This is a genomic window from Micromonospora sp. RB23, assembly GCF_053585025.1.
In genome coordinates this window covers 5,239,079-5,261,613 of sequence record NZ_CM132111.1, presented here as the reverse complement: position 1 = coordinate 5,261,613, position 22,535 = coordinate 5,239,079, and the positions used below count along the sequence as shown (strand labels likewise).

Sequence of the window (22,535 nt, the reverse complement as noted above, 5' to 3'; positions counted from 1 at the left end):
TGCTGCTGTGTTGATGGTGGGGAGCGTGAACCCTGTCGCTACCCAGGATGCGGCCATATCGAAACGGCCCGCTCGCGTCGTCGCTCCGGCAGCATAGCCCTCGGTGACGAAAAAGGACTCGGTCACACCGGCGTGTGTGGCATTAATCGGTGATCCGGCACTTTTGCGTACCAACGAGGTCACGGATCGTGATCACGCGCCGGGCAGGGCGAGCATCTGGTCCAGGGCCACCCGCGCGTGGTGGGCGGTGTCGGCGTCCACCGTGATCTGGTTGACCACCCGGCCCGCGACCAGCTCCTCCAACGCCCAGACCAGGTGCGGCAGGTCGATCCGGTTCATCGTCGAGCAGTAGCAGACCGCCTTGTCGAGGAACATGATCTGCTTGTCCGGGTGGGCCAGGGCCAGCCGGCGCACCAGGTTCAGCTCGGTGCCCAGCGCCCACGCCGAGCCGGCCGGCGCCGCCTCGATGGTCTTGATGATGTACTCGGTCGAGCCGACGTGGTCGGCGGCGGTGACCACCTCGTGCCGGCACTCGGGGTGGACCAGCACGTTGACGCCCGGCACCCGCTCCCGTACGTCGTTGACGCTGTCCAGCGTGAACCGGCCGTGCACCGAGCAGTGCCCCCGCCACAGGATCATCTTGGCGTCGCGCAGCTGCTCCGGCGTGAGCCCGCCACCGGGCTTGTGCGGGTCGTAGAGCACGCAGTCGTCCAGCGACAGGCCCATCTCCAGCACGGCGGTGTTACGGCCCAGGTGCTGGTCCGGCAGGAACAGCACCTTCTGACCCTGCTCGAACGCCCAGTCCAGGGCGCGCTTGGCGTTGGACGAGGTGCAGACCACGCCGCCGTTGCGGCCCACGAAACCCTTGATGTCCGCCGAGGAGTTCATGTACGTCACCGGCACGGTCTCGCCGGCGATGCCCAGCTCGGTCAGCGTGTCCCAGGCGGCCTCGACCTGACCCAGCACGGCCATGTCCGCCATCGAGCAGCCGGCCGCCAGGTCGGGCAGGATCACCCGCTGGGTGTCGGTGGTGAGGATGTCGGCGCTCTCGGCCATGAAGTGCACGCCGCAGAAGACGATGAACTCCGCCTCCGGGCGGGCCGCCGCCTCCCGGGCCAGCTTGAACGAGTCGCCGGTGACGTCGGCGAACTGGATCACCTCGTCGCGCTGGTAGTGGTGCCCGAGCACGAAGACCTTGCTGCCCAGCTTCGCCTTCGCCGCCGTGGCGCGGGCCACCAGGTCGGGATCGCTGGGCGCCGGCAGGTCGCCCGGACACTCGACGCCGCGCTCGGTGTCGGGGTCGCTGCCCCGGCCGAGCAGCAGCAGAGCCGTCGCCGTGTTGGAGGGTTCCACCCAGGTCGAAGTCACGTACCCCATGGTCCCACAGCGCGAGCGCGCCGCAGCTCCGCTCGGTGTGTGCTGCCACACTGCTCGGCATGCGCGTGCTGCTCTGCCCGGACAAGTTCGCCGGCACCCTGCCCGCACCGGAGGTCGCCGCGGCGGTGGCCGAAGGTTGGCGCAGCGTCACCGACGGCGACGACCTGCTGATCCGGCCACTCGCCGACGGCGGCCCGGGCTTCGTCCAGGTGCTCGCCGACGCGCTCGGCGGCCGGCGGCTGCCGGTGTCGACGGTCGACCCGCTGGGCCGTCCGGTGGCGGGTGAGATCCTGCTCACCGCCGACGGCGCGACCGCCTACCTGGAGAGCGCCCAGGCGTGCGGACTGCACCTGCTCGCCGAGGCCGAGCGCGACCCGAAGGCCACCACGTCGTACGGGCTGGGTCTGCTGGTGACCGCCGCCCTGGAGAGCGGGGCCCGGACGGTGGTGATCGGGCTGGGCGGCTCGGCCACCAACGACGCCGGCGCGGGCATGCTGGCCGCGCTGGGCGTGACACCGCTGGCCGCCACCGGCGTCGCGCTGCCGTACGGCGGAGCCGCGCTGGCCGCGGTCGACGCGCTGGACGGCGTACCCCGGTTGCGGGACGCCCGGCTGGTCGCCGCCACCGACGTGGACAACCCCCTGCTCGGCCTGCACGGCGCGAGCAACGTCTTCGGCCCGCAGAAGGGCGCCGACCGGGCCGACGTGCTGCTGCTCGACGCCGCCCTGGAGCGTTTCGCGGCGGTGCTGGAACGGGACCTGCCCGGCTGCCCGGCGGGACTGGGCACGCTGCCCGGCGGCGGGGCGGCCGGTGGCCTCGGCGCGGCCATCCTCGCGCTGGGCGGCGGCTGCGAGTCCGGCATCGGCCTGGTCACCCGCGCCACCCGGCTGGACGCCGCGCTGGACACCGCCGACCTGGTGATCACCGGGGAGGGGTCGTTCGACCACCAGTCGCTGCGCGGCAAGGTCGTCGCCGGGGTGGCCGGGGCCGCCCGGGACCGCGGGGTTCCCTGTGTGGTGCTCGCCGGCCAGGTCAGCACCGGCCGGCGGGAGGCCGCCTCGGCCGGGGTCACCGACGCGTACAGCCTGGTGGAGCACTTCGGCGGCGAGGAGGCCGGCGGGCTCGACGCCGCGCTGAGCCGCCCCGCGGACGGGCTGCGCGAACTGGGCGCCCGACTGGCCCGCCAGTGGAGCCGCTGAGCGCTCGCCGCCGTCCCACCTGGGGCGGGGAGCCCGCCACGCGGGTACGTCCGGCCGGGGCGGCGTACCATCGGAACTGGACCACAACCGGGAATCACTGGACGGCGCGCGACGTTGGCCAGTGCGTCCGGACCCAAAACCGCGCAGGGAGACTTCCACGTGACCACGCCAGCGCAGACCGAGTCGACCGAGGCCCAGGCCCCTACTTCCGTCGTCCTCACCGACGTCGCGGCGCAGAAGGTCAAGGCCCTGATCGAGCAGGAGGGCCGCGACGACCTGCGGCTCCGGGTCGCGGTGCAGCCGGGCGGCTGCTCCGGCCTGCGGTACCAGCTCTTCTTCGACGAGCGCTCGCTCGACGGTGACGTCGTCACCGACTTCGGCGGCGTCGAGGTCGTCGTCGACCGGATGAGCGCCCCCTACCTGGCGGGCGCGACGATCGACTTCGCCGACCGGATCGACGCCCAGGGCTTCACCATCGACAACCCCAACGCGGGCAACTCCTGCGCCTGCGGCGACTCGTTCAACTAGAGTCGCGCACCACGCGCCACCGACGACGGGGCAGTCCCACGGGACTGCCCCGTCGTCGTGTCCGGCCCCGCAAGGACGCCGGTGACCAGCGGGTTGCCGTTGCCTGACCGACCGGACACGTCCGGATTGCCGGGCCGGTAGGCTGACCGCGCCCTGCTCCCGACCCTGAGGGTTGACATGAAGATCGCCGTGACCGGCTCGATCGCCACCGATCACCTGATGAGCTTCCCGGGTCGCTTCGCCGACCAGCTCATCGCCGATCAGTTGCACAAGGTTTCGCTCTCCTTCCTGGTGGACGACCTGGTGCTCCGCCGTGGCGGGGTGGCGGCGAACATCTCCTTCGGCATGGGCCAGCTCGGGCTGCGCCCGGTGCTGCTCGGGGCGGTCGGGGCCGACTTCGCCGACTACCGCTCCTGGCTGGAGCGGCACGGCGTGGACTGCGACTCCGTGCACATCAGTGAGGTGGCGCACACCGCCCGGTTCGTGTGCACCACCGACACCGACATGTGCCAGATCGCCTCGTTCTACGCGGGCGCGATGAGCGAGGCGCGCAACATCGAGCTGGCCCCCGTCGCCGACCGGCTCGGCGGACTGGACCTGGTGCTGGTCAGCGCCAACGACCCGGAGGCGATGCTGCGGCACTCGGCCGAGTGCCGCACCCGCGGGTACGCCTTCGCCGCCGACCCCTCCCAGCAGCTCGCCCGGATGCCCGGCGAGGACGTGGTGGCGCTGATCGAAGGCGCCGAGTACCTGATGACCAACGACTACGAGAAGTCGCTGTTGCAGAGCAAGGCGCAGCTCAGCGACGACCAGTTGCTGGACCTGGTGAAGGTGCGGGTCACCACGCTGGGCAAGGACGGCGTCGAGATCGCCGGCCGGGGCATCGACCCCATCCACGTACCCATCGCCCGGGAGATCCGGGCCGTCGACCCCACGGGTGTCGGCGACGGCTTCCGGGCCGGCTTCTTCACGGCGCTGTCCTGGGGCCTCGGCCTGGAACGGGCTGCCCAGGTCGGCTCGCTGCTGGCCACGCTCGTCCTGGAGACGGTCGGCACCCAGGAGTACGACGTACGCCGCGACCTGTTCGTCAAGCGCCTCGCCGAGTCGTACGGCGACACGGCAGCGGACGAGGTCCGTCCGCACCTGATCCCGTAGCCCCGGATCCCGACAGGGATCGCTCCGGCGCGCGACGGTACTTCCTCGCGCGGACGGCTCGCGGGAACCTCGCGGCCACCTCCCGGTAACTCGACAGCCCGTTGTTGCGGGCGCGGGTGGCGAACGGGAGGTGGTCGTGCAGGGCATCCAGGATGTGGGCTGTCCCGAGTTCCTCGTCAGCTGGGTGCCGTCGGGTATGCATCTGAGCCTCGGGTCGGACGCGGTGCCGTCGGAGGTGTTGCTGGCCGCTCCGGTGCCCGGTCTGCACCTCGTCCACTGGGCCGAGGACGCGGCCGGGTCGGCGCTGGCGTTCGACATCCTGCGAGCCCAGCCGAGGGCTGTGGTCGAGCGGATGGTGGACGCCCCGCCGGCGTCCGTGCTCGCCGGGATCGATCTCGCCGGGGCCATCGCCCGGGCCGACCGGCTGCGCATGCCGGTGCGGGTACCGCGTGACGTGCTCTCCGGCGAGGACACCAGCCGAGTGGTGCCGATCGGGTCAGCCGATCAGGGCGTCGAACACGTCCTCGTCCTGCCGGCCAGCGCCCTGCTCGACGGCGTCGGAACCGGCGTGACGCCGGTGCGGGTTCTCCCCGACCTGAGCGTGGCGGTACGAGCGGCCGTGCGTGCCGTCGCCGGCCAACGAGCGGACCCGGGTCTGCCCACGTTCGTGCTCTCGACGGCCACCAGCGGTTCCTTCGCCGATCGGGACGTTTCCGCGGTGCATCCCGCCGTGGTGCGCCAGCTCGTGGAGCGGTTCGGACGGCAGTACCGCGGATCGACGATCCAGTTGGTCGGTCCGGACCCGGATGGGCTGCTGCGTGACGAGTATCCGCAGTCCTTCGCGTTGCTCGACGCGCTCCAGGAGGCGGGACACGGGCACCTGGACGGTTCGGGTCGAGCCGTTCTGCTGGCCGAGCTGGCTGCCGTGGGCGCCACGCTGATCGGTGCCACCCGTGACATCGCCGAGATCCCTGGTGACCTGGGTCTGCGGACGCTCTGGCTCGGCGGCGAGGTGCGGCCCGACGATCCGGTCGGCGACGGACGGGTTCAGTCACAGCGCTTCGTGTTGCCGGTCGACTGGCCGGCGAAGCGGGACGCCCTGGGTGCGGCGATGAGCGGTCCACCGGAGTCGACCGGGGCGGTGCGAGGCGCCCTGAACGACTGGCTGTCCTCGGTGGTGGGCTACCGGAGCCGCATCCATCAGGAACGGGAGGCCCGCGGTCGCGTCGACGAGGTGTTGGCGCTGCGGCTTCGCCTGGCCGGTGACATCGAGGCCCACCTGATGTCGGGACTGGCCGCGCTCGATACGAGCCCGCGGGCGACGGGTGACTGGTGGACCGGGTTCCGGGACCACCCGGACTTCGACCTTTCGCAGGTGTTCCAACTGGCCCCGGTGGAGATCCAGGGCCTGCTGCGCCGCTCGGTGGATCTGGACTGGGCCTTCGGGGCGACGGTCGTGCCCGAGTCGATCAAGGGACACGAGTTCGCGCCGGTTCGGGCCGATAAGGTGCCGGGGCGGAGCGCGGACGGCCTACCGATCCGCGTCAACCCGCTGTGGACGCCGCTCTCCGCGCTGACCGCCGAGCACTTCACCGATGCGCCAGGTGTCGCGTGGCAGTTCTCCGTGACGCACGATGGACTGCCGTGGTTCGGCAGTGAGAACACCTCGCAGGTGGTGCCCGAGCGCGACTGGGCGCGGCTGCGGGAGTTCCGGCTCGCCGCTGCCCGGCGGGCGGTGGCCGAGGCGCTGCGGGGCGAGCCGCGGTCGGTGGATCAGGCCCCGCACGAGGACGTTCCACCGCCGCTGGCCGACGGCGAGGTCGAGCGCCTCGTCGCCGCCTTGAACCTGTCGGACCTGATAGCGGAGCTCGGCGTGCCCACGCCGACGCCGGAGCGGCTGCGACGGATCCTGACGGCGCGCGAGGTCCGCGGGGCGCTTGTCCCGCCGGAGACTCTGGGCAAGCAGTTCGACGGGTTGGGGCATCCCACCATCGGTGCACGCTTCCGACCCGACGGCGCGTTCCTGATCGGTGAGAACCGCGTTGGCGGTGAGGTCCACTACAATCCCGACGATGACAGCCTGATCTTCAACGACCAGTCCGGCCGGACGATGAGCCCCAAGATCCGGCCGAGGCTCACGGCGGGGGAATCCGAGACCTGGGTGACGCACGTCGCCCGGATGGTGAGCGCCCAGACGGGGCTGAAGTTCGAGATCGGCCTCTCCAAGCAGACTGCGAAGGCGGCGCTCAAGGCGAGTCCGGGCGATCCTGCGGCGCTGGCCAAGGTCGCCATCGTCAAGGCGGGGCTGTCCGATCGGCGGGCCGTCGGGTTGCTCCGCGAGGCCGCCGACCGCCTGGACGCCCGGGTCACGGGTGCGCTGGCTCGCCTGCCGTCCACGGCGGCCAAGGCCGAGGCGACCAGGGCGTGGAGGGCGTTCCGGGGCGTCGTGGCGGACACCGAGGGCTCGACCGTTGGTGCCGCGGCCAGGGCCGTCGCGGCGTATCAGGCGGCGCTCTCGCAGGTGGCCTCGGTCGTGGGACCTTCGGCCCCCCGGGTGCTTCCGGACCCGGGGTACTTCTTCGCTCTCCCCGTCGTGGCGGTGCCGTCCGGGCTGTGGATAGGTTCCGCACAGGCTCCCGACGATGCGGGCGACGCGGTCCGCCGCCGCCCGGGTCCGGAGCGGATCGTGGAGGTGCGCTTCCGCGCGAATCCCGACCTGGGAGACATCGGGCTGGCACGGTTGGCTCTTCTCCGTCAGCCGGTGGATGTGGTCGGCGACGCGGTGCACCGCCCTGCGGTCGCCGACCTGACGGACTCCTTCGACGCCCAGGCGCGGGCCGATGCGTTCGGACTCCCCGTGGACGTGGCGAGAGCGCAGGCCCCGCAGCGGTATCTGACCCAGCCGCCGGCCGGATCGGTCTGGCTCGACGGGCAGGGCCGGACGGTCGACCAGCCCGAGAAGGCCCACTATCTGCGTGTCCGGCCTACCCGTCACCTCGTCGAGCAGCATCTCGACCACGTCCCCACACCGGAGTCGGTCGGACAGACGGCCCCGCCGATCGCCAGCGCGCCGCACGTCGCGTCGTGGCAGTCCGACCCGCGACCCCGCTTCGCCAGGGCCAACCGGTCCCGCTGGCAGAACGCGCTGACCCCGCAGGACCGGGCCATGGTCGACGCGGTTGTCGACGCGGTGCACCGGGTCGACGTGACGTCCGGGTCACGGCGGGCGGCGGAACTGGCGGTGGTCGACGCGTTGCGTTCGCTGCACGTGCTGCGGGATCACCACGGCGCGGCGCGCCGGGGCGAGCACCTGCTGGCCACGATGCAACGCCGGTTCACCCGGGACGGGCGAGCGGACCCCTCCCGGGTCCGTCGAATGATGTTGCACCACCGCACCGACGTGGGCGGGAGCGATCGGGAGATCCTCGGGTACGCGGCGACGGCGGTGCGACTGGCGCTCGCTCACGGCAGCGCCCTGCCCGCCGCGACGATCGACCTGGACTCCGCGACGCTGACCGTCGAGTTCACCGCGCCGGGCGGCACCAGGCCGGTGCTCTCCGCCGAACAGCACACCGTGCCCGTCGACGTCGTTCCCGTGGACCGGTGGTCGCACGCGTTGACCGACTCCGCGCTGCTCGTCGACGGTCGACTGAAGATCCGCTCGGACGCGAGCGACAGGTCCCTCGTGCTCGGCCTCGCCGGACTGTTCGCGCAGCTCGCCACCGAGGGGGCCGCCGGCCTCGTCCGGACCCTGCTGGCCGAGAGCGCGGAGGCCCTGCACACCAAGCGGACGATCCTGCGGCGGATTCACTTCGGCGGCAGCACGTGGGGCACGACCCGACCGAAGCGGTGGCTGAAGAAGCACCTCTCGATGCCGCACACCACCGAGGTGCTGCGGGCGGAGCTCCGCGCCATCGACGATGAACTGACGGTGGCGGACCCCGGCCACTCCGACACCGCGGTCTGGGGCGTGGACCAGCTCGCCCACCTGAATGGCAGGGCGTCCTTCGCCGACCACCTCGCACGGCGGATGGTCGCCGCGTCGTCGGTAGCGACGACCTTCGCCGGTGGGCTGACCAACGACCCACCGCGTGCGATGGCGCTGATGGGAGCATCGGTCGCCGGGACGGGAGCACAGACCATCGTCCAGGCGGCGTCCGACGCGGCGGCGGCCAGCGTCAGCGGCAGCGGCGCGTCCAAGGCGGTGCTGACGGCCCCCAAACGATGGGGCGAACTCGGGCGGCCGGCGAAGACCGTGCTCGGACTGCCCACCGCTCAGGTGACCAAGCGTGCGCCCTCCGCGTTGGCGCTGGCGGCTGCCTCAGGTCTGGTGACCGGTCTGGTGGGCCTCGACGTACCGGCGGTGCTCGACGCGAACGGGCAGGTTCTCACCGAGGCGCACAAGGCGCACCGGTGGGACCTGGCCGGCCTCTCGACCGCGCTACAGGGCGGGCAGGGTCTGCTGGCCGGCGCCGGATCGGACTGGGTGTTCGACCTGTGGGAGGGGCGGGCGAAGGGCGCCTTCGAACGCGCGTTGAGCGGCAGCCCGGACCACCGCCGCAACCGGTACGTGGAGGTCGCGTTCCACCACGCGCTGGAGCTGTACGGGCGGTGGGCCGAGTCCCTGACCTCGGGCGCACCCGTCCCGGAGCACCTGAAGGCCGACCTCGCCGACCTCGTCGGACAGGTGGACCGGCTGGCGCAGGAGGTCGGGAGGGAGGTGGACAACAAGGTCGCCGACCTGCGGCACCGCCGTCGGCTGGTCAAGCGCTTCGGCGGCATGTTCGGTCGGCAGCAGGCGCGGCAGAGTTACGACCTGGTCGATCGCGGACTGCCCAACGGGAGGCCGAACATCTGGCACCACATGCTGCGCGTCGGCATCCAGTACTCCGCCGCGCAGGTGCCGTCCCAGGTGATCGGTCACCTCGCCGGCAGCGCGGCCGGACTCGCGGACGCCGGTGTCCTGTCCGGCGCGGGACGAGGGCTGGCCTACGGCGCCGGGTTCAGCGCGTTGAAGAACCACGAGTTCCGCGACGCGGTGGCGGTGGCGGCCTGGGACGCCAGGTTCCGGCTGGGTGTGGTCAGGACCCTGCTGGACGCGATCGCCAGGGGCGAGGCCGTGGCCGACGGCGTGCTGCCCCGCGCCGCCGATCCGCGGCGCTACCCGTGGTTGGCGAAGTTCAGTCAGGACACCGCGCGCGTCCTGGATCAGCGCAGGATCAACCAGCTCGTCGGCCGGCCCACGGAGATCTCCAAACGTACCCAGATGATCTACAAGCATGTGCCGTCCACCGCCGCCGGAGCGTTGGGTTACGGCATCGCGGCGGGTGCCGGGATGATCGCCGCTCCGGTGGCGCTGCCCCTGATCCTCACTGTCGTCGGCGTCCTCACGGCCACCGGCGTCGGCGAGACCTACCTGCGGACCCACGAGCCCCGGCACCGCCAGGCGGCCCGGTTCGCCGGCGCCGTCGCCGAGGTGAGCAGCCAGCCCCGCTCCAGCGAGCAGTTCGTGCAGGTTCTCCGGGACAACCTGCGCGAGGCGGCGGTGGCGAACGAGTTGATCACGCCGATCGAGCTGCCGCCCAAGGCGGGGGTACTCAAGCGGTTCGGTCGCTGGCAACGCGACGGGTTCAGCGACGTGTGGGTCAGCGGAAGTCGGCGCGTCCGACGGGCCGTCGTATGGGCGCAGGACCAGGCCCGCGCCGGCCAACCACCGCGACACCTCACCCGGCAACCGCTCCGGGCGGCCGGCCCGCTGCACCTGACCTCCGCCGACCGCGCCGAGGTGGACGCGCTGCACGAGATCCTCACCGACCTCGACACGCTCAAGAGCTGGGCCGTCGGTGACGACACCGACCGCGAGCTGCTCCGTACCGACCTCGCTCTGCACCTCGACAAGCTCGGCCTCTGGCAGGGCGCGGCGGGACCGCACTGGTCCTGGAGCGAGGCGCGCTGGACGGCGGTCGCCGCGGCTCTGCGATCCCGACACGGCCGGATCGACCCCCTCGGGTGGAGCGGCCCGGGCGGCGTCGAGTCCGTCGAGTCGATGGCGGCGCTCCGGCGCGCCGAGTCGGATCCGCTGTCGCCGTACCGGGTGGCCGTCGACCGCGAGCGGGAGAGGACGAATCACCTGTGGGCCGGCATCGCCAGGATGTCGTCGGCCGAGGGGCGACCGCGACCCTGGGCGTCGGTGATCTCGCCGACGAAGCTGCACATCGCGGTCGGTGACCTCAAGAGCGCCGAGCTGGACCTCCGGGTCGACCCGGCGTTGCACGGGCCCGCCGACATCGTGCTGCGGCTGCGGCACTGGTCGGCGCCGACCTACGAACTCCTCGTCCGGGACAGCGCGACCCTGCACGATCCGGACGCCCTGGGTCGTCTGCTGGACGGGGCCGTCGAGCAGATCAGGGTCGATCGTCCCGGCCTCGGCACGCGATCGTGGAACCTGGTCCAGCACGCGTTCCGCACCGAGGACAGGTACCTCGTCCTGCGTCGACAGCTCAATCCGTTCGGCCCGCCGACGTGGCCACTGCGGCTCACCCCCGCCATCGCCGCGCACCCCAACCTGCACGTCATCTCGTCGCACGGCGGCCCCCGACCGCACCAACTCGTCGACCAACTGATTCCGGTGGCGGCCCGGGCCGCCTACCCGGTCGTCCTGCTGGACGCCCCGAGGATCGGCCACGCCGTGCTCGACGCCGATCGTGCCGCGCTGAACTACCTGCTCGAACAGTTCGCCCAACGTGACCAGCTACCGGTGGTCGTCACCCGGGGCGGGGTGAGCGCCGACGTGCTCGAGGTGGCGGCGAAATACGGCGCTGCCGTCCTGCATCCGACCCTGGACAGACCTGTCAGTGCCGGATTGAGCAGCCTCCAGGTGGGCCACCGGTGGAAGGTGACCGCGTCGGGCCCCCGGAACCACCCCGGCACCGACACATGGGACCGGATCACCCCGGCGGTGCTCGACGCGGCGGCCCGACTGGCGCGTCCCACCGAAGCGGTGTCCCGTATCGACGACGCGCTCGGTGAGTTGATCTGGTCGGTCGACCTGGCGGCCGAACCGGCGGCCGGCCGTACGGTCTTCCGCACCGTGACGCAACGGTGGTCGACAGACCGGATGCAGTCCAACCTCACCCGGGTCAAGAAGATGATCGAGCGGGTGCCGAACCAGCGCGACCTGGGCATCCTCGCGCCGGTGCTGGAGTTCGGCGCCGCGGGCCAGGCCGACGTCGTCTTCGACTACGCGACCGCCGACGAGGCGCGACGACCCCGGGTGCTGCTCGACTCGGTGGGCCGGCTCGACCTGGCGGGGCAGCTCGACGTGCCGACGGGGTCCGGGCTGACCACCGGCGCGCTCGCGTCGATGGTGAGCGCCGTCGGCGGTGCCACGTCGACGTCCGCCGTCGCGGTGTCGGTGCTCGAGGTGCTCCCCGTCATCAGGGCCGGGAACTTCACGGACGCCCAGAGCTTCATCGCGGCCAACCGGGGGCGGTTCTCCCCGGAGGAGAAGGGGCGCTGGGTCGACGCGATCGCCGGCCTGTCGACCAGCATGCCCGGTCGCGCCGAACAGCTCGAACGACTGTCCCAGGCGGTACTGACCTGCTGAAGTCGGTTCCCCTCAGTGGGAGCGGCGGATGTCGTAGGCGGGGCCTTCTGGGCCCGTTAGGGCGCCCAGGTACTCGTGGCCGCGCATGCGGCACCACGCCGGGAGGTCGACCGCCGCCGCCGGGTCGTCGGCCAGCACCCGGACGACCGTGCCGACCGGCACCTGCGGCATTCGCCGTGCGGCCGCGATCACCGGCAGCGGGCAGCGCTGACCCCGACAGTCGATCACCTCGTCCGGCATCGTCACAGCCCGACCACCCCGGCGTCGGCCCGCAACCCGGCGACGATCCCGGGCAGCTCGGCGAGGAACCGCTCGACGTCCTCCTCGGTCGTGTCCCGGTGCAGGCTGACCCGCACGTTGCCGTGCGAGAGCACACCCATCGCCTCCAACACGTGCGACGGCCGCAGCGTGGACGACGTGCACGACGAGCCGGACGACACCGCGAACCCCCGCCGGTCCAGCGCGTGCAGCAGCGTCTCGCCGTCGACGTACAGGCAGGAGAACGTCACCAGGTGCGGCAGGCGCAGCACCGGGTCGCCGACCACCTCCACGTCGGGCACCTGGGCCGCCACCCGCGCCCGGATCCGGTCCACCAGGGGAGACAGCCGGGCCTGCTCGGCCGCCGCGTCGGCCGCCGCCGCGCGCAGGCTCGCCGCCGCCGCCACCACCGCGGGCAGGTTCACCACCCCGGGGGTACGACCACCCTCCCGCTCGTCGGCCGGCCACGGCGACTCCCAGCGGGTGCCCTTGCGCACCGCCAGCAGCCCCACCCCGGGTGGCCCACCCCACTTGTGGGCGCTGGCGCTGAGCACCGACCAGCCGGCCGGCAGGGGCACCCGTCCGACCGACTGCGCCGCGTCGACGTACAGCGGTACCCCGACCTCCGCGCACACGGCCGCCGCCTCGGCGACCGGCTGCACGGTGCCCACCTCGTGACTGGCGCTGATCAGCGCGGCCAGCGCGACCCCGGGCGCCCGGACGGCGTCCGACCAGGCGGTCAGGTCCAGCCGGCCCACCCGGTCGACCGGTACGGCGGTGGCGCCGCCGCCGGCCGCCACGTGCCGTTCCGCGGCGTGCAGGACGGCGGAGTGCTCGATCGCCGAGTGCACCAGGGTCGCCCCGACCCGACGTCGTCCCGCGAGCGCGCCGAGCACCGCGCCGTGGGCTGCGGTCGTACCGCTGGGGGTGAAGGACAGTTCGTCGGCGCGGACGCCGAGCGTCTGCGCGGCGGCCTCGCGGGCGGCGTCGAGCAGTTGACGCGCGCGGCGTGCCTGCGTGTAGAGCTTCCCCGGGTCGGCCCAGCCGTCCTCCAGGGCCGCCAGCAGCGCCTGCCGGGCGACCGGATGCAGCGGCGCGGCCGTCGCCGCGTCCAGGTAGACCGGGGATCCGCTCACGGTGGCACTCACGGGTCCCCACGCTATCGCGACGTTATGCCCAGGATCCCCCCGATGGGGGCGGACAGTGACCCCACCACGGTCGAGTCCGTCATGGTCGAGTAATCTGCGACCGTCGGTGACGCCTTTGCCGCCGGTGCTGACGAACGACGCACCGCGGCGCGCTAGGGAGGCAGGACCAGGTGGTCGCAAGGAGTTCGGAGGTACGGCCGTCGGCCGTACGGCACGGTGCTGCCCCACGGGTCGGTGGACGCCGGGGACGTGGTGCCGGTCGGCTGGCCGGGCTCGGTCTCGGGGGCGTGGCACTGCTGGTTCTGCTCACGGGCTGTGACGTCGGCAAGACGTTCGACGGCTTCGGTTGGCCCCAGGGTGGCATCACGCCCGAGTCGCACCGGATGTACGACCTGTGGATCGCCTCCTGCGTCGCCGCGCTCGCGGTCGGCGTCTTCGTGTGGGGCCTGATCTTCTGGTGTGTCGTGCGGTACCGCAAGCGTGGCAACGCGCTGCCGGTGCAGACCCGCTACAACCTGCCGATGGAGTTCCTCTACACCATCGCGCCGATCCTGATCGTCTCCGTGCTCTTCTACTACACGGCGATCGTGCAGACCGACGTCGACAAGCTGTCGAAGAACCCGGACGTCACGGTCGAGGTCGTCGCGTTCAAGTGGAACTGGCAGTTCAACTACCGTGACGGCCAGGGCACCGAGGCCAAGACCACCGCGTCGACGCTCGGCACCAGCGAGGTCATCCCGGTGCTCGTGCTGCCGACCAACCGGTCCATCCGGTTCGAGGAGACCAGCCGCGACGTCATCCACTCCTTCTGGGTGCCGGAGCTGCTGTTCAAGCGGGACGTCATGCCGGGCAAGATCCGCAACGTCTTCGAGGTCTCCAGCCTCGACGCCGAGGGTGCGTACGTCGGCCGCTGCGCCGAGCTGTGCGGCAGCTACCACGCGTTCATGAATTTCGAGCTGCGGGTCGTGTCGCCGGAGAAGTACGACCAGTTCCTCGCGGCCAAGCAGGGTGGCAAGTCCACCCAGGAGGCGCTGGCCCAGATCGGCGAGGAGCCGTACGCGCAGACCACGAAGCCGTTCGACACCCGACGGACGCAGAGCAACTTCAACCCGGACAACGCTCCGGCCGGCACGGGAAGCTGAGGCAGCCGCATGAAGACCGAGTGGCGTATCTTCCTGATCATCGCCGGGTTCCTCTTCGGCGCCACCATCCTCTACGGCGCCTGGACGCACGGTGAGTCCGGCAACATCGAGTGGGTGGGCACCGTCGCCCTGGCGCTGTCGTTCCTGCTCTGCTCGATGTGCGGTGGCTTCTTCTGGTTCGTCTCCCGGCGTATCGACCTGCGCCCCGAGGACCGGGCCGACGCGGAGATCTCCGACGGCGCCGGTGAGGTCGGCTTCTTCAGCCCGGGCAGCTACTGGCCGTTCGGTCTGGCGCTGGCCGCCGCGATCGCCGCGCTGGGCATGGTGTTCTGGCAGTTCTGGCTGATCGGCCTCGGCCTGGTGGCGGTCGTCTTCGCCGCCTGCGGCCTGCTGTTCGAGTACTACACCGGCACCCGGCGCACCGCCGAGCACTGACCGACCGATCGCGTACCGCTACGAAGGCCCGCACCCCGACCGGGGGAGCGGGCCTTCGCGGTTTTTCCGGGAAGTCGGGGTGTCCGGGTGGCCCGCCCTCAGTGATGTCGACCGGATCACGCGGGGCGGCCCTACATCCGGGCGGTGCCCGGGGGCGTGCGCGGAGATTTGTCGGACCCGCGTGGGAAACTACAGGCGAGTAGTTCTCCGCTTCCGTTGTGCGTCGTTGTCGCATTCGGAGCGGGTCGTCTGGAGTGAAGAGGAGACGCCCGATGTCGCACCGCGATCTCTACTGCGACGTCTGCGAGGGCGTGACGCCGTTCGAGGCGCCGCCCTGCGTCGACGGCCACGGCAGAGACTGTCCCGAACTGGTCTGCACCGGCTGCGGCGCGGCCGTGGTGATCGCCACGTTCGTCGCCCCCGTCACCCGACTGGCCGAGCGCCGGCGCCGCCAGCCCACCCGCCGCCACGCCGCCTGACCCGAGCAGGTATCGACGCCGCCGCCCCACGTCCCCGAGCTGGCGGCGAGGGCACCACCTCGCCGATGTCGTGGCGTCTCGCCACGCTGACAGCGCCACGTCGCCGACCTCGTAGGGCGGGCGGTCGTGCCGGTCAGGCGGTCGCCGTGGCCTCGGCGGTGGTGGCGGTCTCGATCCAGCTCTCCAGGACGCGTTCCGCCGCTCCCGAGTCGATCGACTCGGCGGCGCGGTCAAGTCCGGCGCGCAGCGCCTCGGTCAGGTCGCCGTCGAGCGGGCCCTGCGTCGCGAGCGCCGCCGCCGCGTTGACCAGGACGGCGTCCCGCACCGGGCCGGTCTCGCCGGCCAGCAGGCGGCGGGCCACGCCGGCGTTGTACGCGGCGTCACCACCGCGCAGGTCGCTGAGGGTGGCCCGGGGTACCCCCAGGTCGATCGCGTCCAGCACAGCCTCGCGTACGGTGCCGTTCTGCGCGGCCCAGACCCGCGTCGGCGCGGCGGTGGTGAACTCGTCCAGCCCGTCCTCGCCGCGCATGACCAGCACCGAGTCACCGCGGGCGGCGAACACGTCGGCCATCACCGACGCCATCCGCGCGTCGAAGCAGCCGACCGCGCCGGCACGGGGTCGGGCCGGGTTGGTCAGCGGGCCGAGAAAGTTGAACACGGTGGGGACGCCCAGCTCCCGGCGGACCGGGCCGGTGTGCCGCATCCCCTGATGGAACCGGGCGGCGAAGCAGAACCCGATGCCGGCCTCGGTGACGCACCGCACGATCGCGTCGGGGTCCAGGTCGAGCGGGATGCCGAGGAACTCCAGCAGGTCGGCGGTGCCGCAGGACGAGGACGCGGCGCGGTTGCCGTGCTTGACCACCCGGACGCCGGCCCCGGCCACGACCAGCGCGGCCATGGTGGAGATGTTGACCGTGTGGGCGAGGTCACCGCCGGTGCCCACCACATCCAGCGCGGTGGAGCGCACCTCGTCGGGAAGGTCGACCGGGACGGCCCGACTCAACATCGTCTCCACCAGGCCGGCCAGCTCGGCCGAGGTCTCGCCCTTGGCCCGGAGCGCCACCGCGAAGCCCGCCACCTGGGCCGCGGTCGCCGAGCCGGCCATGATCTCGCCCATGGCCCAAGCGGTGTCGGCGGTGGACAGCTCCCCGCCGCGCAGCAGGGTGTTGAGCAGGTGCGGCCAGGTCCGATCGCCCATGGCGGGCCTCCCGAGCGTACGAAGTGCGGGTGGGCTGGAACCGGCGCAGGCTCGGCCGGCGCCGTGTCGGTGCCCCCTGGCGCGGGGACGTCAGGCGGGTGCGTGCGCCCGCAGCAGTTCGGCGACCGTGCTGCCGGTGGTCACCGGGTCGAGCGGGTGCACCAGCGTCGCGTCGACCTCGGCGTACGCGGCGAGCCATCGGTCCGCGGCGCGGGCGATCACGAGGCAGGTGGGAGGCGCGTCGTCCCGGTCGTCCTTGATCTGCCGGGCGATGCCGATGCCGCCACCGGGGCTCGCCTCGCCGTCGAGCAGCAGCAGGTCGATCTCGTAGTCGTCGACCAGCCGGATGGTCTCGGCGTAGGTCGACGCGTCGACGAACTCGATCTGGAGCCCGGGCGCGGGCCGGGTGCCCACGGCGAGCCGCATCCGGTCACGGACCTGCGGGTCGTCGCTGTAGAGCAGGACGGTGCACAGACGGTCACTCATGCCGACACTCCGCTTCCAACCTCGTAGCTGCCCGCCGATCGTACCGGCCGACGTGACGTACCTGACACGCCGCCCGCTCCCCGCCACCGGGCGTGCCGTCTGCGCTGCTCACGCGGTCGCGGCGTCGGCGGCACGGTCGCGGGCCTCCTGGCGGTCCAGCTCGCGGTCGACGCGGCGGGCCTCCCGCTCGGACTGCTTGACCCACTGCACGACCAGCACCGCGAGCATGGTGACGCTGACGAACTCGCCGCCGGCCCAGAGGATGCCTCCGGCGACCACCTGGTCGGCCTTGGGGTCGGCCCAGCTCAGGTTGAGCGACGGGTACCAGTCGCCGCCGAAGAGCGTGGTGCTCTGCATGATGGTGAGCCCGAGCACGGTGTGGAACGGCACGGAGAGCAGCATGAGCAGAGCCCGCGCCGGGTACGGCCAGCGGCCGGGCAGCGGGTCCAGGCCGAGCAGCGGCCAGAAGAACACGCAGCCGGTCAGGATGAAGTGGGCGTGCACCAGCTCGTGCGCCCACGCGTGCTCCAGCGTGAAGCGGTACAGGTCGCTGAAGTACAGCGCGAACGGATTGACCACGAAGATGGCGAACGCCACCAGCGGGAAGCTGTAGACGCGGGCGATCCGGCTGTGCACGATCGCCAGGAGGCGCTTGCGCGGCCTGACCGGCAGGGTCCGCAGGGCAAGCGTCATCGGCGCGCCCAGCGCCAGGAAGATCGGCGACACCATGGAGAGCACCATGTGCTGGACCATGTGCACCGACAGCAGCGCGGTGTCGTAGGCGTGCAGCCCGCTGACCGTGACCAGCGCGATGCCGCCGAGGCCGGGCCCGATGAAGAAGACGGTACGGGCGACCGGCCAGCGGTCGCCGCGGATCCGCAGCCGGTGTACCCCGTACAGGTAGAGGCCGGCGGCGAGCACCAGGCCGAGGGCCAGCCAGCTGTCCAACCGGGTCTCGGTCAGCACCGCGCCGATGGTGAACGGTGGCGGGGTCGCCTCGGCTCCGGCGGCCAGCGTCGAGGGGCCCGCCGAGGTGGCCGCGAGCACATCGGCCGGGACGGCCGAGGTGGCGGCGAGGATGGGATCGACGTGCAGCACGCTTTTCAGGCTAGGCCAGGCGAACCGGACCCTGACGCCCGGGCCACGGAAGGCGCGGGTTTGCCACCCCGCTGATCGCCGGCCCCGGTCAGGGGCAATAATGACGGCGTGACTGCGGCCCCAGCCATTGACAAGAGCCGGATCCACTCTCTGACGCGACCCAACATGGTCAGCGTGGGGACGATCGTGTGGCTCTCCAGCGAACTCATGTTCTTCGCGGCGCTCTTCGCGATGTACTTCTCGATCCGCGCGGCTGCGCCGGAGCAGTGGGAGAAGCACACCGAGTCGCTGAACATCCCGTACGCGACCACCTTCACGGTGATCCTGGTGCTGTCCTCGGTGACCTGCCAGCTCGGCGTCTTCGCGGCGGAGAAGGGTGACGTGCACGCGTTGCGTCGCTGGTTCACCGTCACCTTCGTGATGGGCCTGATCTTCGTGCTCGGCCAGGTGAACGAGTACCGCCACCTGGTGGAGGACGGCGTCAAGATCAACGCCGACGGCTACGGCTCGATGTTCTACCTGACGACCGGCTTCCACGGCCTGCACGTGACCGGCGGTCTCATCGCCTTCATCATCTTCATGGTCCGCACGACCATGGGCCGGTTCACCCCGGCGCAGGCGACCTCGGCGATCGTCGTGTCGTACTACTGGCACTTCGTCGACGTCGTGTGGATCGGCCTGTACGCCATGATCTACTGGCTTCAGTGATCTTGGCGCGTCACGAACCGCGCCGCTGCTCCGTCCCCTGAGACAAGGTCCAACCGGTTAAGGACACAGCTCATGACTTCTGACAACGACCGCCGACGCGGCCTGCTCGCGCGGTTGCGCGGGCGGCCCGCCGCGCGCAGCAGGGGCCGCCGCCGGCTGGGCGCCGCGGTCCGGCTGATCGCGGCGCTGATGCTCGCCGGCGGCGCCTACACCGTCTTCGCCCCCGGTGCGCAGGCGCAGGACAATCCGCCGCTCACCGGCGCCGCAGCCGAGGGCAAGGCGCTGTTCGACGTGAGCTGTGTGACCTGCCACGGACGCAACGCCCAGGGCGTCGAGGGCCGCGGGCCGAGCCTGATCGGCGTCGGCGCGGCCTCGGTCGAGTTCCAGGTCAGCTCGGGCCGTATGCCGCTGGCCCGCCAGGAGGCCCAGGCGCACCGCAAGCCCCCGGTCTTCACCGACGAGCAGACCCGGCAGCTCGCCCAGTACATCCAGGAACTCGGCGGCGGTCCGGTCGTCCCGGGCACCGAAGGGGACCTGCACGAGAACGGCAACGTCGCGGCCGGCGGCGAGCTGTTCCGGATCAACTGCTCGCAGTGCCACGCCTTCGGCGGTGGCGGCGGCGCGCTCTCCTCGGGCAAGTTCGCCCCGAGCCTGCACCCCGCGACCGACCGGCAGATCTACGCGGCGATGCTGAGCGGCCCGCAGAACATGCCGGTGTTCGGCGACAACCAGATCACTCCGGAGCAGAAGGCCGACATCATCGCCTACATCCAGGAGACGCTGAAGACCGACCAGGACCCGGGCGGGTTCAACCTCGGTCGGTACGGGCCGTCCACCGAGGGCCTGGCGATCTTCCTGGTTGGCATCGTGGCGCTCGTGTTCGCTAGCCTGTGGATTGCGGGTAAGTCGTGACCGAGCGGATCTTCAGATTCACTGCCGTGGTGCCGCTCGGCGCCACCCGTAGCGAGGTGACGGCATGAGCACGCACACCGAGCACCAGGCCCCCGAGGGCCGGGAGCCGCTCGACGTGAACGACCCCAGGCTGAGCCGGTTCGACATCGTCCGTGAGGGCGCCCGTCGGGACGACATCGAGATCGTCCACTACGAGCCGCAGGTGCTGCCGGGCACCAAGGCGGAGCGTCGGCTGACCCGCGTGGTCGCCGGGTTCTTCCTGATCACCGGTCTGGCCGCGACCGCGTTCCTGGCCATCTACATCTGGTGGCCGTGGCAGTACGCGCCGGGTCGCGGGGGCGACAAGTTCTACACCCCGCTGCTGGGCGCCACCCTCGGCATCGCCCTGCTGGCCGTCGGCTTCGGCATCCTGACCTGGGGTAAGAAGTTGCTGCCCAAGGAGGTCTCGATCCAGGACCGGCACGAGGGTCAGGTGGACTCCGAGGGCCGCACCATCACCGGTCAGACCATGCTCTACATGGCCGACGAGCTGGGTGTGAAGCGTCGTCCGCTGCTCGGCATCTCGCTGCTGGCCGGTCTCGCGCCGGTCGCCGCGGTCGCGGCCGCGCCGCTGGTCGGCGGTCTGATCTCGCAGCCGCACAAGAACAACCAGATGTTCACCACCGGGTTCGCCCCCGCCGAGGGTGGCGAGAAGATCCGTCTGGTCCGCGAGGACGGCCGCCCGGTACGCCCGGCGGACGTCAGCGCCGGTGGCCAGCTGACGGTCTTCCCCGGCATCGAGCACGGCGTGAGCAACCGACACGCCGACTCGCCGACGCTCCTGATCCACCTGCGGGACTCCGATGCGCAGGAGTCGCGCCGGGCCAACGAGCGGATCGGCCGCGAGAACTTCATGTGGGGCAACTACGCGGCGTTCTCGAAGATCTGCACGCACGCCGGCTGCCCCGCCAGCCTGTACGAGCAGCAGACCAACCGCCTGCTCTGCCCGTGCCACCAGTCCCAGTTCCTGATCACCAACAACGCCAAGCCCGTCTTCGGCCCTGCCAGCCGGCGGCTGCCGCAGTTGCCCATCGAGCTGGACGCCGAGGGCTTCTTCGTGGCGAAGTCCGACTACACCGAGACCGTCGGGCCTGACTTCTGGGAGCGGCCATGAAGCGTCGAAAGTTCGACCTGGCGGCCACGCCGGGCAAGGCCGCAACGGGGGTGGACGACCGCTTCGCGGTGGCCACGCCGCTGCGCAAGCTGCTGAACAAGGTCTTCCCGGACCACTGGTCGTTCCTGCTGGGCGAGATCGCGCTGTTCTCGTTCATCGTGCTGCTGCTGACCGGCGTGTTCCTCACGTTCTTCTACGAGCCGGCGATGACCGAGGTGGTCTACGACGGCAGCTACGCGCCGTTGCAGGGCACGCCCATGTCCGCCGCGTACGCCTCCAGCCTGGACCTGTCGTTCGACGTCCGGGGCGGTCTGGTGATGCGGCAGATGCACCACTGGGCGGCGCTGCTGTTCATGGCCGCGATCGTCGTGCACATGCTGCGGGTGTTCTTCACCGGCGCCTTCCGCAAGCCGCGCGAGACCAACTGGATCATCGGCTCGCTGCTGTTCTGGGTCGGCTTCCTGGCCGGCTTCACCGGCTACTCGCTGCCGGACGACGGCCTGTCCGGCACCGGTCTGCGGATCGCCTCCGCGATCATGCTGTCCATCCCGGTGGTGGGCTCCTGGCTGACGTCGTCGATCTTCGGTGGCGAGTTCCCCGGCACGATCATCATCAGCCGGTTCTTCATCGCCCACGTCCTGCTCATCCCGGGCCTGCTGCTCGCGCTGATCAGCGCCCACCTGGGTCTGGTCTTCAAGCAGAAGCACACCCAGTGGCCCGGCCCCGGCCGGACCAACAACAACGTGGTCGGCGAGCGGATGTTCCCCCGCTACGCGTTGAAGCAGGGCGGCTTCTTCATGGTCGTCTTCGGCGTCATCGCCCTGCTGGGCGGTCTGTTCCAGATCAACCCGATCTGGCTGTTCGGCCCGTACGAGGCGTGGGTGGTCTCGGCCGCCAGCCAGCCCGACTGGTACGTCATGTTCCTCGACGGCTCGACACGGCTCATGCCGGCGTGGGAGATCCCGATCCCGATCGGTGACCACTACGTCATCCCGCCGCTGTTCTGGCCGACGGTCGTGCTGCCCGGCATCCTTGTCGGCCTGTCGACGATGTACCCGTTCCTGGAGGCCCGGCACCTCAAGGACCGCAAGAGCCACAACCTGCTCCAGCGGCCCCGCGACGTTCCGGCCCGTACGGCCGTGGGCGCCATGGCCGTCGCCTTCTACATCGTGCTGACGCTCTCGGGCGCCAACGACGTGATCGCCGACAAGTTCCAGATCAGCCTGAACGCGATGACCTGGGCGGGCCGGATCGGCCTGCTGGTGGTCCCGCCGCTGGCGTACTACGTCACCTACCGGCTCTGCCTGGGTCTCCAGCAGCACGACCGGGAGGTGCTCGCGCACGGCGTCGAGACCGGCATCATCCGGCGTCTGCCGGACGGTCGGTTCATCGAGGTCCACCAGCCGCTCAGCGCGTCGAACGGGCACGCGGACGGCCACGGTGAGCTGGACTACGCCGGCTGGGTGGTGCCGAAGAAGATGAACCGGCTCGGGGCCCTCGGCCCGGCGGTCCGGGGCTTCTTCTACCCGATCGAGAAGCCGGTCGAGGCGCCGGTCTCACCGGGTCACCCGCCGGTCGAGCCCCGGCCCGATCGTGCGGAGATCGGCAGCGGCGAGAGCCGCCGCTGACCTCCCGACAGCACCGTCACGTGAC

The 22,535-nt window shown here is 71.5% G+C and carries 17 protein-coding genes; 11 read left to right on the top strand and 6 right to left on the bottom strand.

The features are described 5' to 3' along the window. Nucleotides 1-192 precede the first annotated feature (192 nt). On the bottom strand, nt 193-1,368 hold the full coding sequence (nadA, locus tag ACTFTM_RS23820; RefSeq protein ID WP_449562685.1) for a quinolinate synthase NadA: 1,176 nt from the start codon (nt 1,366-1,368) through the stop codon (nt 193-195). Between the two features lie 68 nt (nt 1,369-1,436). On the opposite strand from nadA, the gene ACTFTM_RS23815 reads away from it, so the two are divergent. From ACTFTM_RS23815 to ACTFTM_RS23800, 4 genes are all read left to right on the top strand, one after another. Beyond that, nucleotides 1,437-2,576, top strand: a complete 1,140-nt coding sequence (locus ACTFTM_RS23815; protein WP_449562684.1) for a glycerate kinase family protein — start codon at nt 1,437-1,439, stop codon at nt 2,574-2,576. A 159-nt stretch (nt 2,577-2,735) separates the two neighbouring features. Beyond that, the gene (gene erpA, locus ACTFTM_RS23810; protein ID WP_282257478.1) at nt 2,736-3,104 is read left to right on the top strand and encodes an iron-sulfur cluster insertion protein ErpA; all 369 of its coding nucleotides are present in this window, start codon (nt 2,736-2,738) and stop codon (nt 3,102-3,104) included. Between the two features lie 177 nt (nt 3,105-3,281). Further along, nucleotides 3,282-4,259, top strand: a complete 978-nt coding sequence (locus ACTFTM_RS23805; RefSeq protein ID WP_449562683.1) for a carbohydrate kinase family protein — start codon at nt 3,282-3,284, stop codon at nt 4,257-4,259. 136 nt (nt 4,260-4,395) lie between these two features. After that, nucleotides 4,396-11,865: a hypothetical protein gene (locus tag ACTFTM_RS23800; RefSeq protein WP_449562682.1), complete on the top strand. Its 7,470-nt coding sequence runs from the start codon at nt 4,396-4,398 to the stop codon at nt 11,863-11,865. A gap of 12 nt (nt 11,866-11,877) precedes the next feature. Here ACTFTM_RS23800 and ACTFTM_RS23795 read toward each other — a convergent pair whose 3' ends face one another. Beyond that, nucleotides 11,878-12,111, bottom strand: a complete 234-nt coding sequence (locus tag ACTFTM_RS23795; protein ID WP_449562681.1) for a sulfurtransferase TusA family protein — start codon at nt 12,109-12,111, stop codon at nt 11,878-11,880. After that, nucleotides 12,108-13,259 (bottom strand): cysteine desulfurase family protein, encoded by a 1,152-nt coding sequence (locus ACTFTM_RS23790; protein ID WP_449566713.1) that lies wholly within the window; start codon nt 13,257-13,259, stop codon nt 12,108-12,110. The genes ACTFTM_RS23795 and ACTFTM_RS23790 overlap by 4 nt, the downstream gene beginning before the upstream one ends. A gap of 182 nt (nt 13,260-13,441) precedes the next feature. On the opposite strand from ACTFTM_RS23790, the gene ctaC reads away from it, so the two are divergent. From ctaC to ACTFTM_RS23775, 3 genes are all read left to right on the top strand, one after another. Then, nucleotides 13,442-14,413: an aa3-type cytochrome oxidase subunit II gene (ctaC, locus tag ACTFTM_RS23785; RefSeq protein ID WP_449562680.1), complete on the top strand. Its 972-nt coding sequence runs from the start codon at nt 13,442-13,444 to the stop codon at nt 14,411-14,413. 9 nt (nt 14,414-14,422) lie between these two features. Further along, complete coding sequence (locus ACTFTM_RS23780) at nt 14,423-14,848, top strand: cytochrome c oxidase subunit 4 (RefSeq protein ID WP_422736140.1); 426 nt, start codon at nt 14,423-14,425, stop codon at nt 14,846-14,848. Between the two features lie 272 nt (nt 14,849-15,120). After that, complete coding sequence (locus ACTFTM_RS23775) at nt 15,121-15,327, top strand: hypothetical protein (protein ID WP_449562679.1); 207 nt, start codon at nt 15,121-15,123, stop codon at nt 15,325-15,327. A 133-nt stretch (nt 15,328-15,460) separates the two neighbouring features. Here the strand turns inward: ACTFTM_RS23775 and trpD are convergent, their stop codons facing one another. The 3 genes from trpD to ACTFTM_RS23760 form a co-directional block, all read right to left on the bottom strand. Beyond that, on the bottom strand, nt 15,461-16,525 hold the full coding sequence (gene trpD, locus ACTFTM_RS23770; protein ID WP_449562678.1) for an anthranilate phosphoribosyltransferase: 1,065 nt from the start codon (nt 16,523-16,525) through the stop codon (nt 15,461-15,463). A gap of 90 nt (nt 16,526-16,615) precedes the next feature. Next, the gene (locus tag ACTFTM_RS23765) at nt 16,616-17,011 is read right to left on the bottom strand and encodes a hypothetical protein (RefSeq protein ID WP_449562677.1); all 396 of its coding nucleotides are present in this window, start codon (nt 17,009-17,011) and stop codon (nt 16,616-16,618) included. 108 nt (nt 17,012-17,119) lie between these two features. After that, nucleotides 17,120-18,109 carry a cytochrome c oxidase assembly protein gene (locus tag ACTFTM_RS23760; RefSeq protein WP_449562676.1) on the bottom strand — a complete coding sequence of 330 codons (990 nt, stop codon included), beginning with the start codon at nt 18,107-18,109 and terminating at the stop codon, nt 17,120-17,122. Nucleotides 18,110-18,217: 108 nt separating this feature from the next. Here ACTFTM_RS23760 and ctaE point away from each other — a divergent pair, with 108 nt between their 5' ends. From ctaE to qcrB, 4 genes are all read left to right on the top strand, one after another. Beyond that, nucleotides 18,218-18,817: an aa3-type cytochrome oxidase subunit III gene (gene ctaE, locus ACTFTM_RS23755; protein WP_355236426.1), complete on the top strand. Its 600-nt coding sequence runs from the start codon at nt 18,218-18,220 to the stop codon at nt 18,815-18,817. Between the two features lie 72 nt (nt 18,818-18,889). Next, nucleotides 18,890-19,729: a cytochrome bc1 complex diheme cytochrome c subunit gene (gene qcrC / locus ACTFTM_RS23750; protein ID WP_449562675.1), complete on the top strand. Its 840-nt coding sequence runs from the start codon at nt 18,890-18,892 to the stop codon at nt 19,727-19,729. A 64-nt stretch (nt 19,730-19,793) separates the two neighbouring features. Then, nucleotides 19,794-20,882, top strand: a complete 1,089-nt coding sequence (qcrA, locus tag ACTFTM_RS23745) for a cytochrome bc1 complex Rieske iron-sulfur subunit (RefSeq protein ID WP_449562674.1) — start codon at nt 19,794-19,796, stop codon at nt 20,880-20,882. After that, complete coding sequence (gene qcrB / locus ACTFTM_RS23740; RefSeq protein WP_449562673.1) at nt 20,879-22,510, top strand: cytochrome bc1 complex cytochrome b subunit; 1,632 nt, start codon at nt 20,879-20,881, stop codon at nt 22,508-22,510. The genes qcrA and qcrB overlap by 4 nt, the downstream gene beginning before the upstream one ends. Nucleotides 22,511-22,535: the final 25 nt, after the last annotated feature.

Excerpts from the sequence above, each read along its gene's own strand:
- ACTFTM_RS23815 (WP_449562684.1), top strand. The coding sequence starts at position 1,437 with ATGCGCGTGCTGCTCTGCCCGGACAAGTTCGCCGGCACCCTGCCCGCA.
- qcrC (WP_449562675.1), top strand. The coding sequence starts at position 18,890 with ATGACTTCTGACAACGACCGCCGACGCGGCCTGCTCGCGCGGTTGCGC.
- ACTFTM_RS23805 (WP_449562683.1), top strand. The coding sequence starts at position 3,282 with ATGAAGATCGCCGTGACCGGCTCGATCGCCACCGATCACCTGATGAGC.
- qcrB (WP_449562673.1), top strand. The coding sequence starts at position 20,879 with ATGAAGCGTCGAAAGTTCGACCTGGCGGCCACGCCGGGCAAGGCCGCA.
- trpD (WP_449562678.1), bottom strand. The coding sequence starts at position 16,525 with ATGGGCGATCGGACCTGGCCGCACCTGCTCAACACCCTGCTGCGCGGC.
- qcrA (WP_449562674.1), top strand. The coding sequence starts at position 19,794 with ATGAGCACGCACACCGAGCACCAGGCCCCCGAGGGCCGGGAGCCGCTC.
- ACTFTM_RS23765 (WP_449562677.1), bottom strand. The coding sequence starts at position 17,011 with ATGAGTGACCGTCTGTGCACCGTCCTGCTCTACAGCGACGACCCGCAG.
- ACTFTM_RS23775 (WP_449562679.1), top strand. The coding sequence starts at position 15,121 with ATGTCGCACCGCGATCTCTACTGCGACGTCTGCGAGGGCGTGACGCCG.
- ACTFTM_RS23780 (WP_422736140.1), top strand. The coding sequence starts at position 14,423 with ATGAAGACCGAGTGGCGTATCTTCCTGATCATCGCCGGGTTCCTCTTC.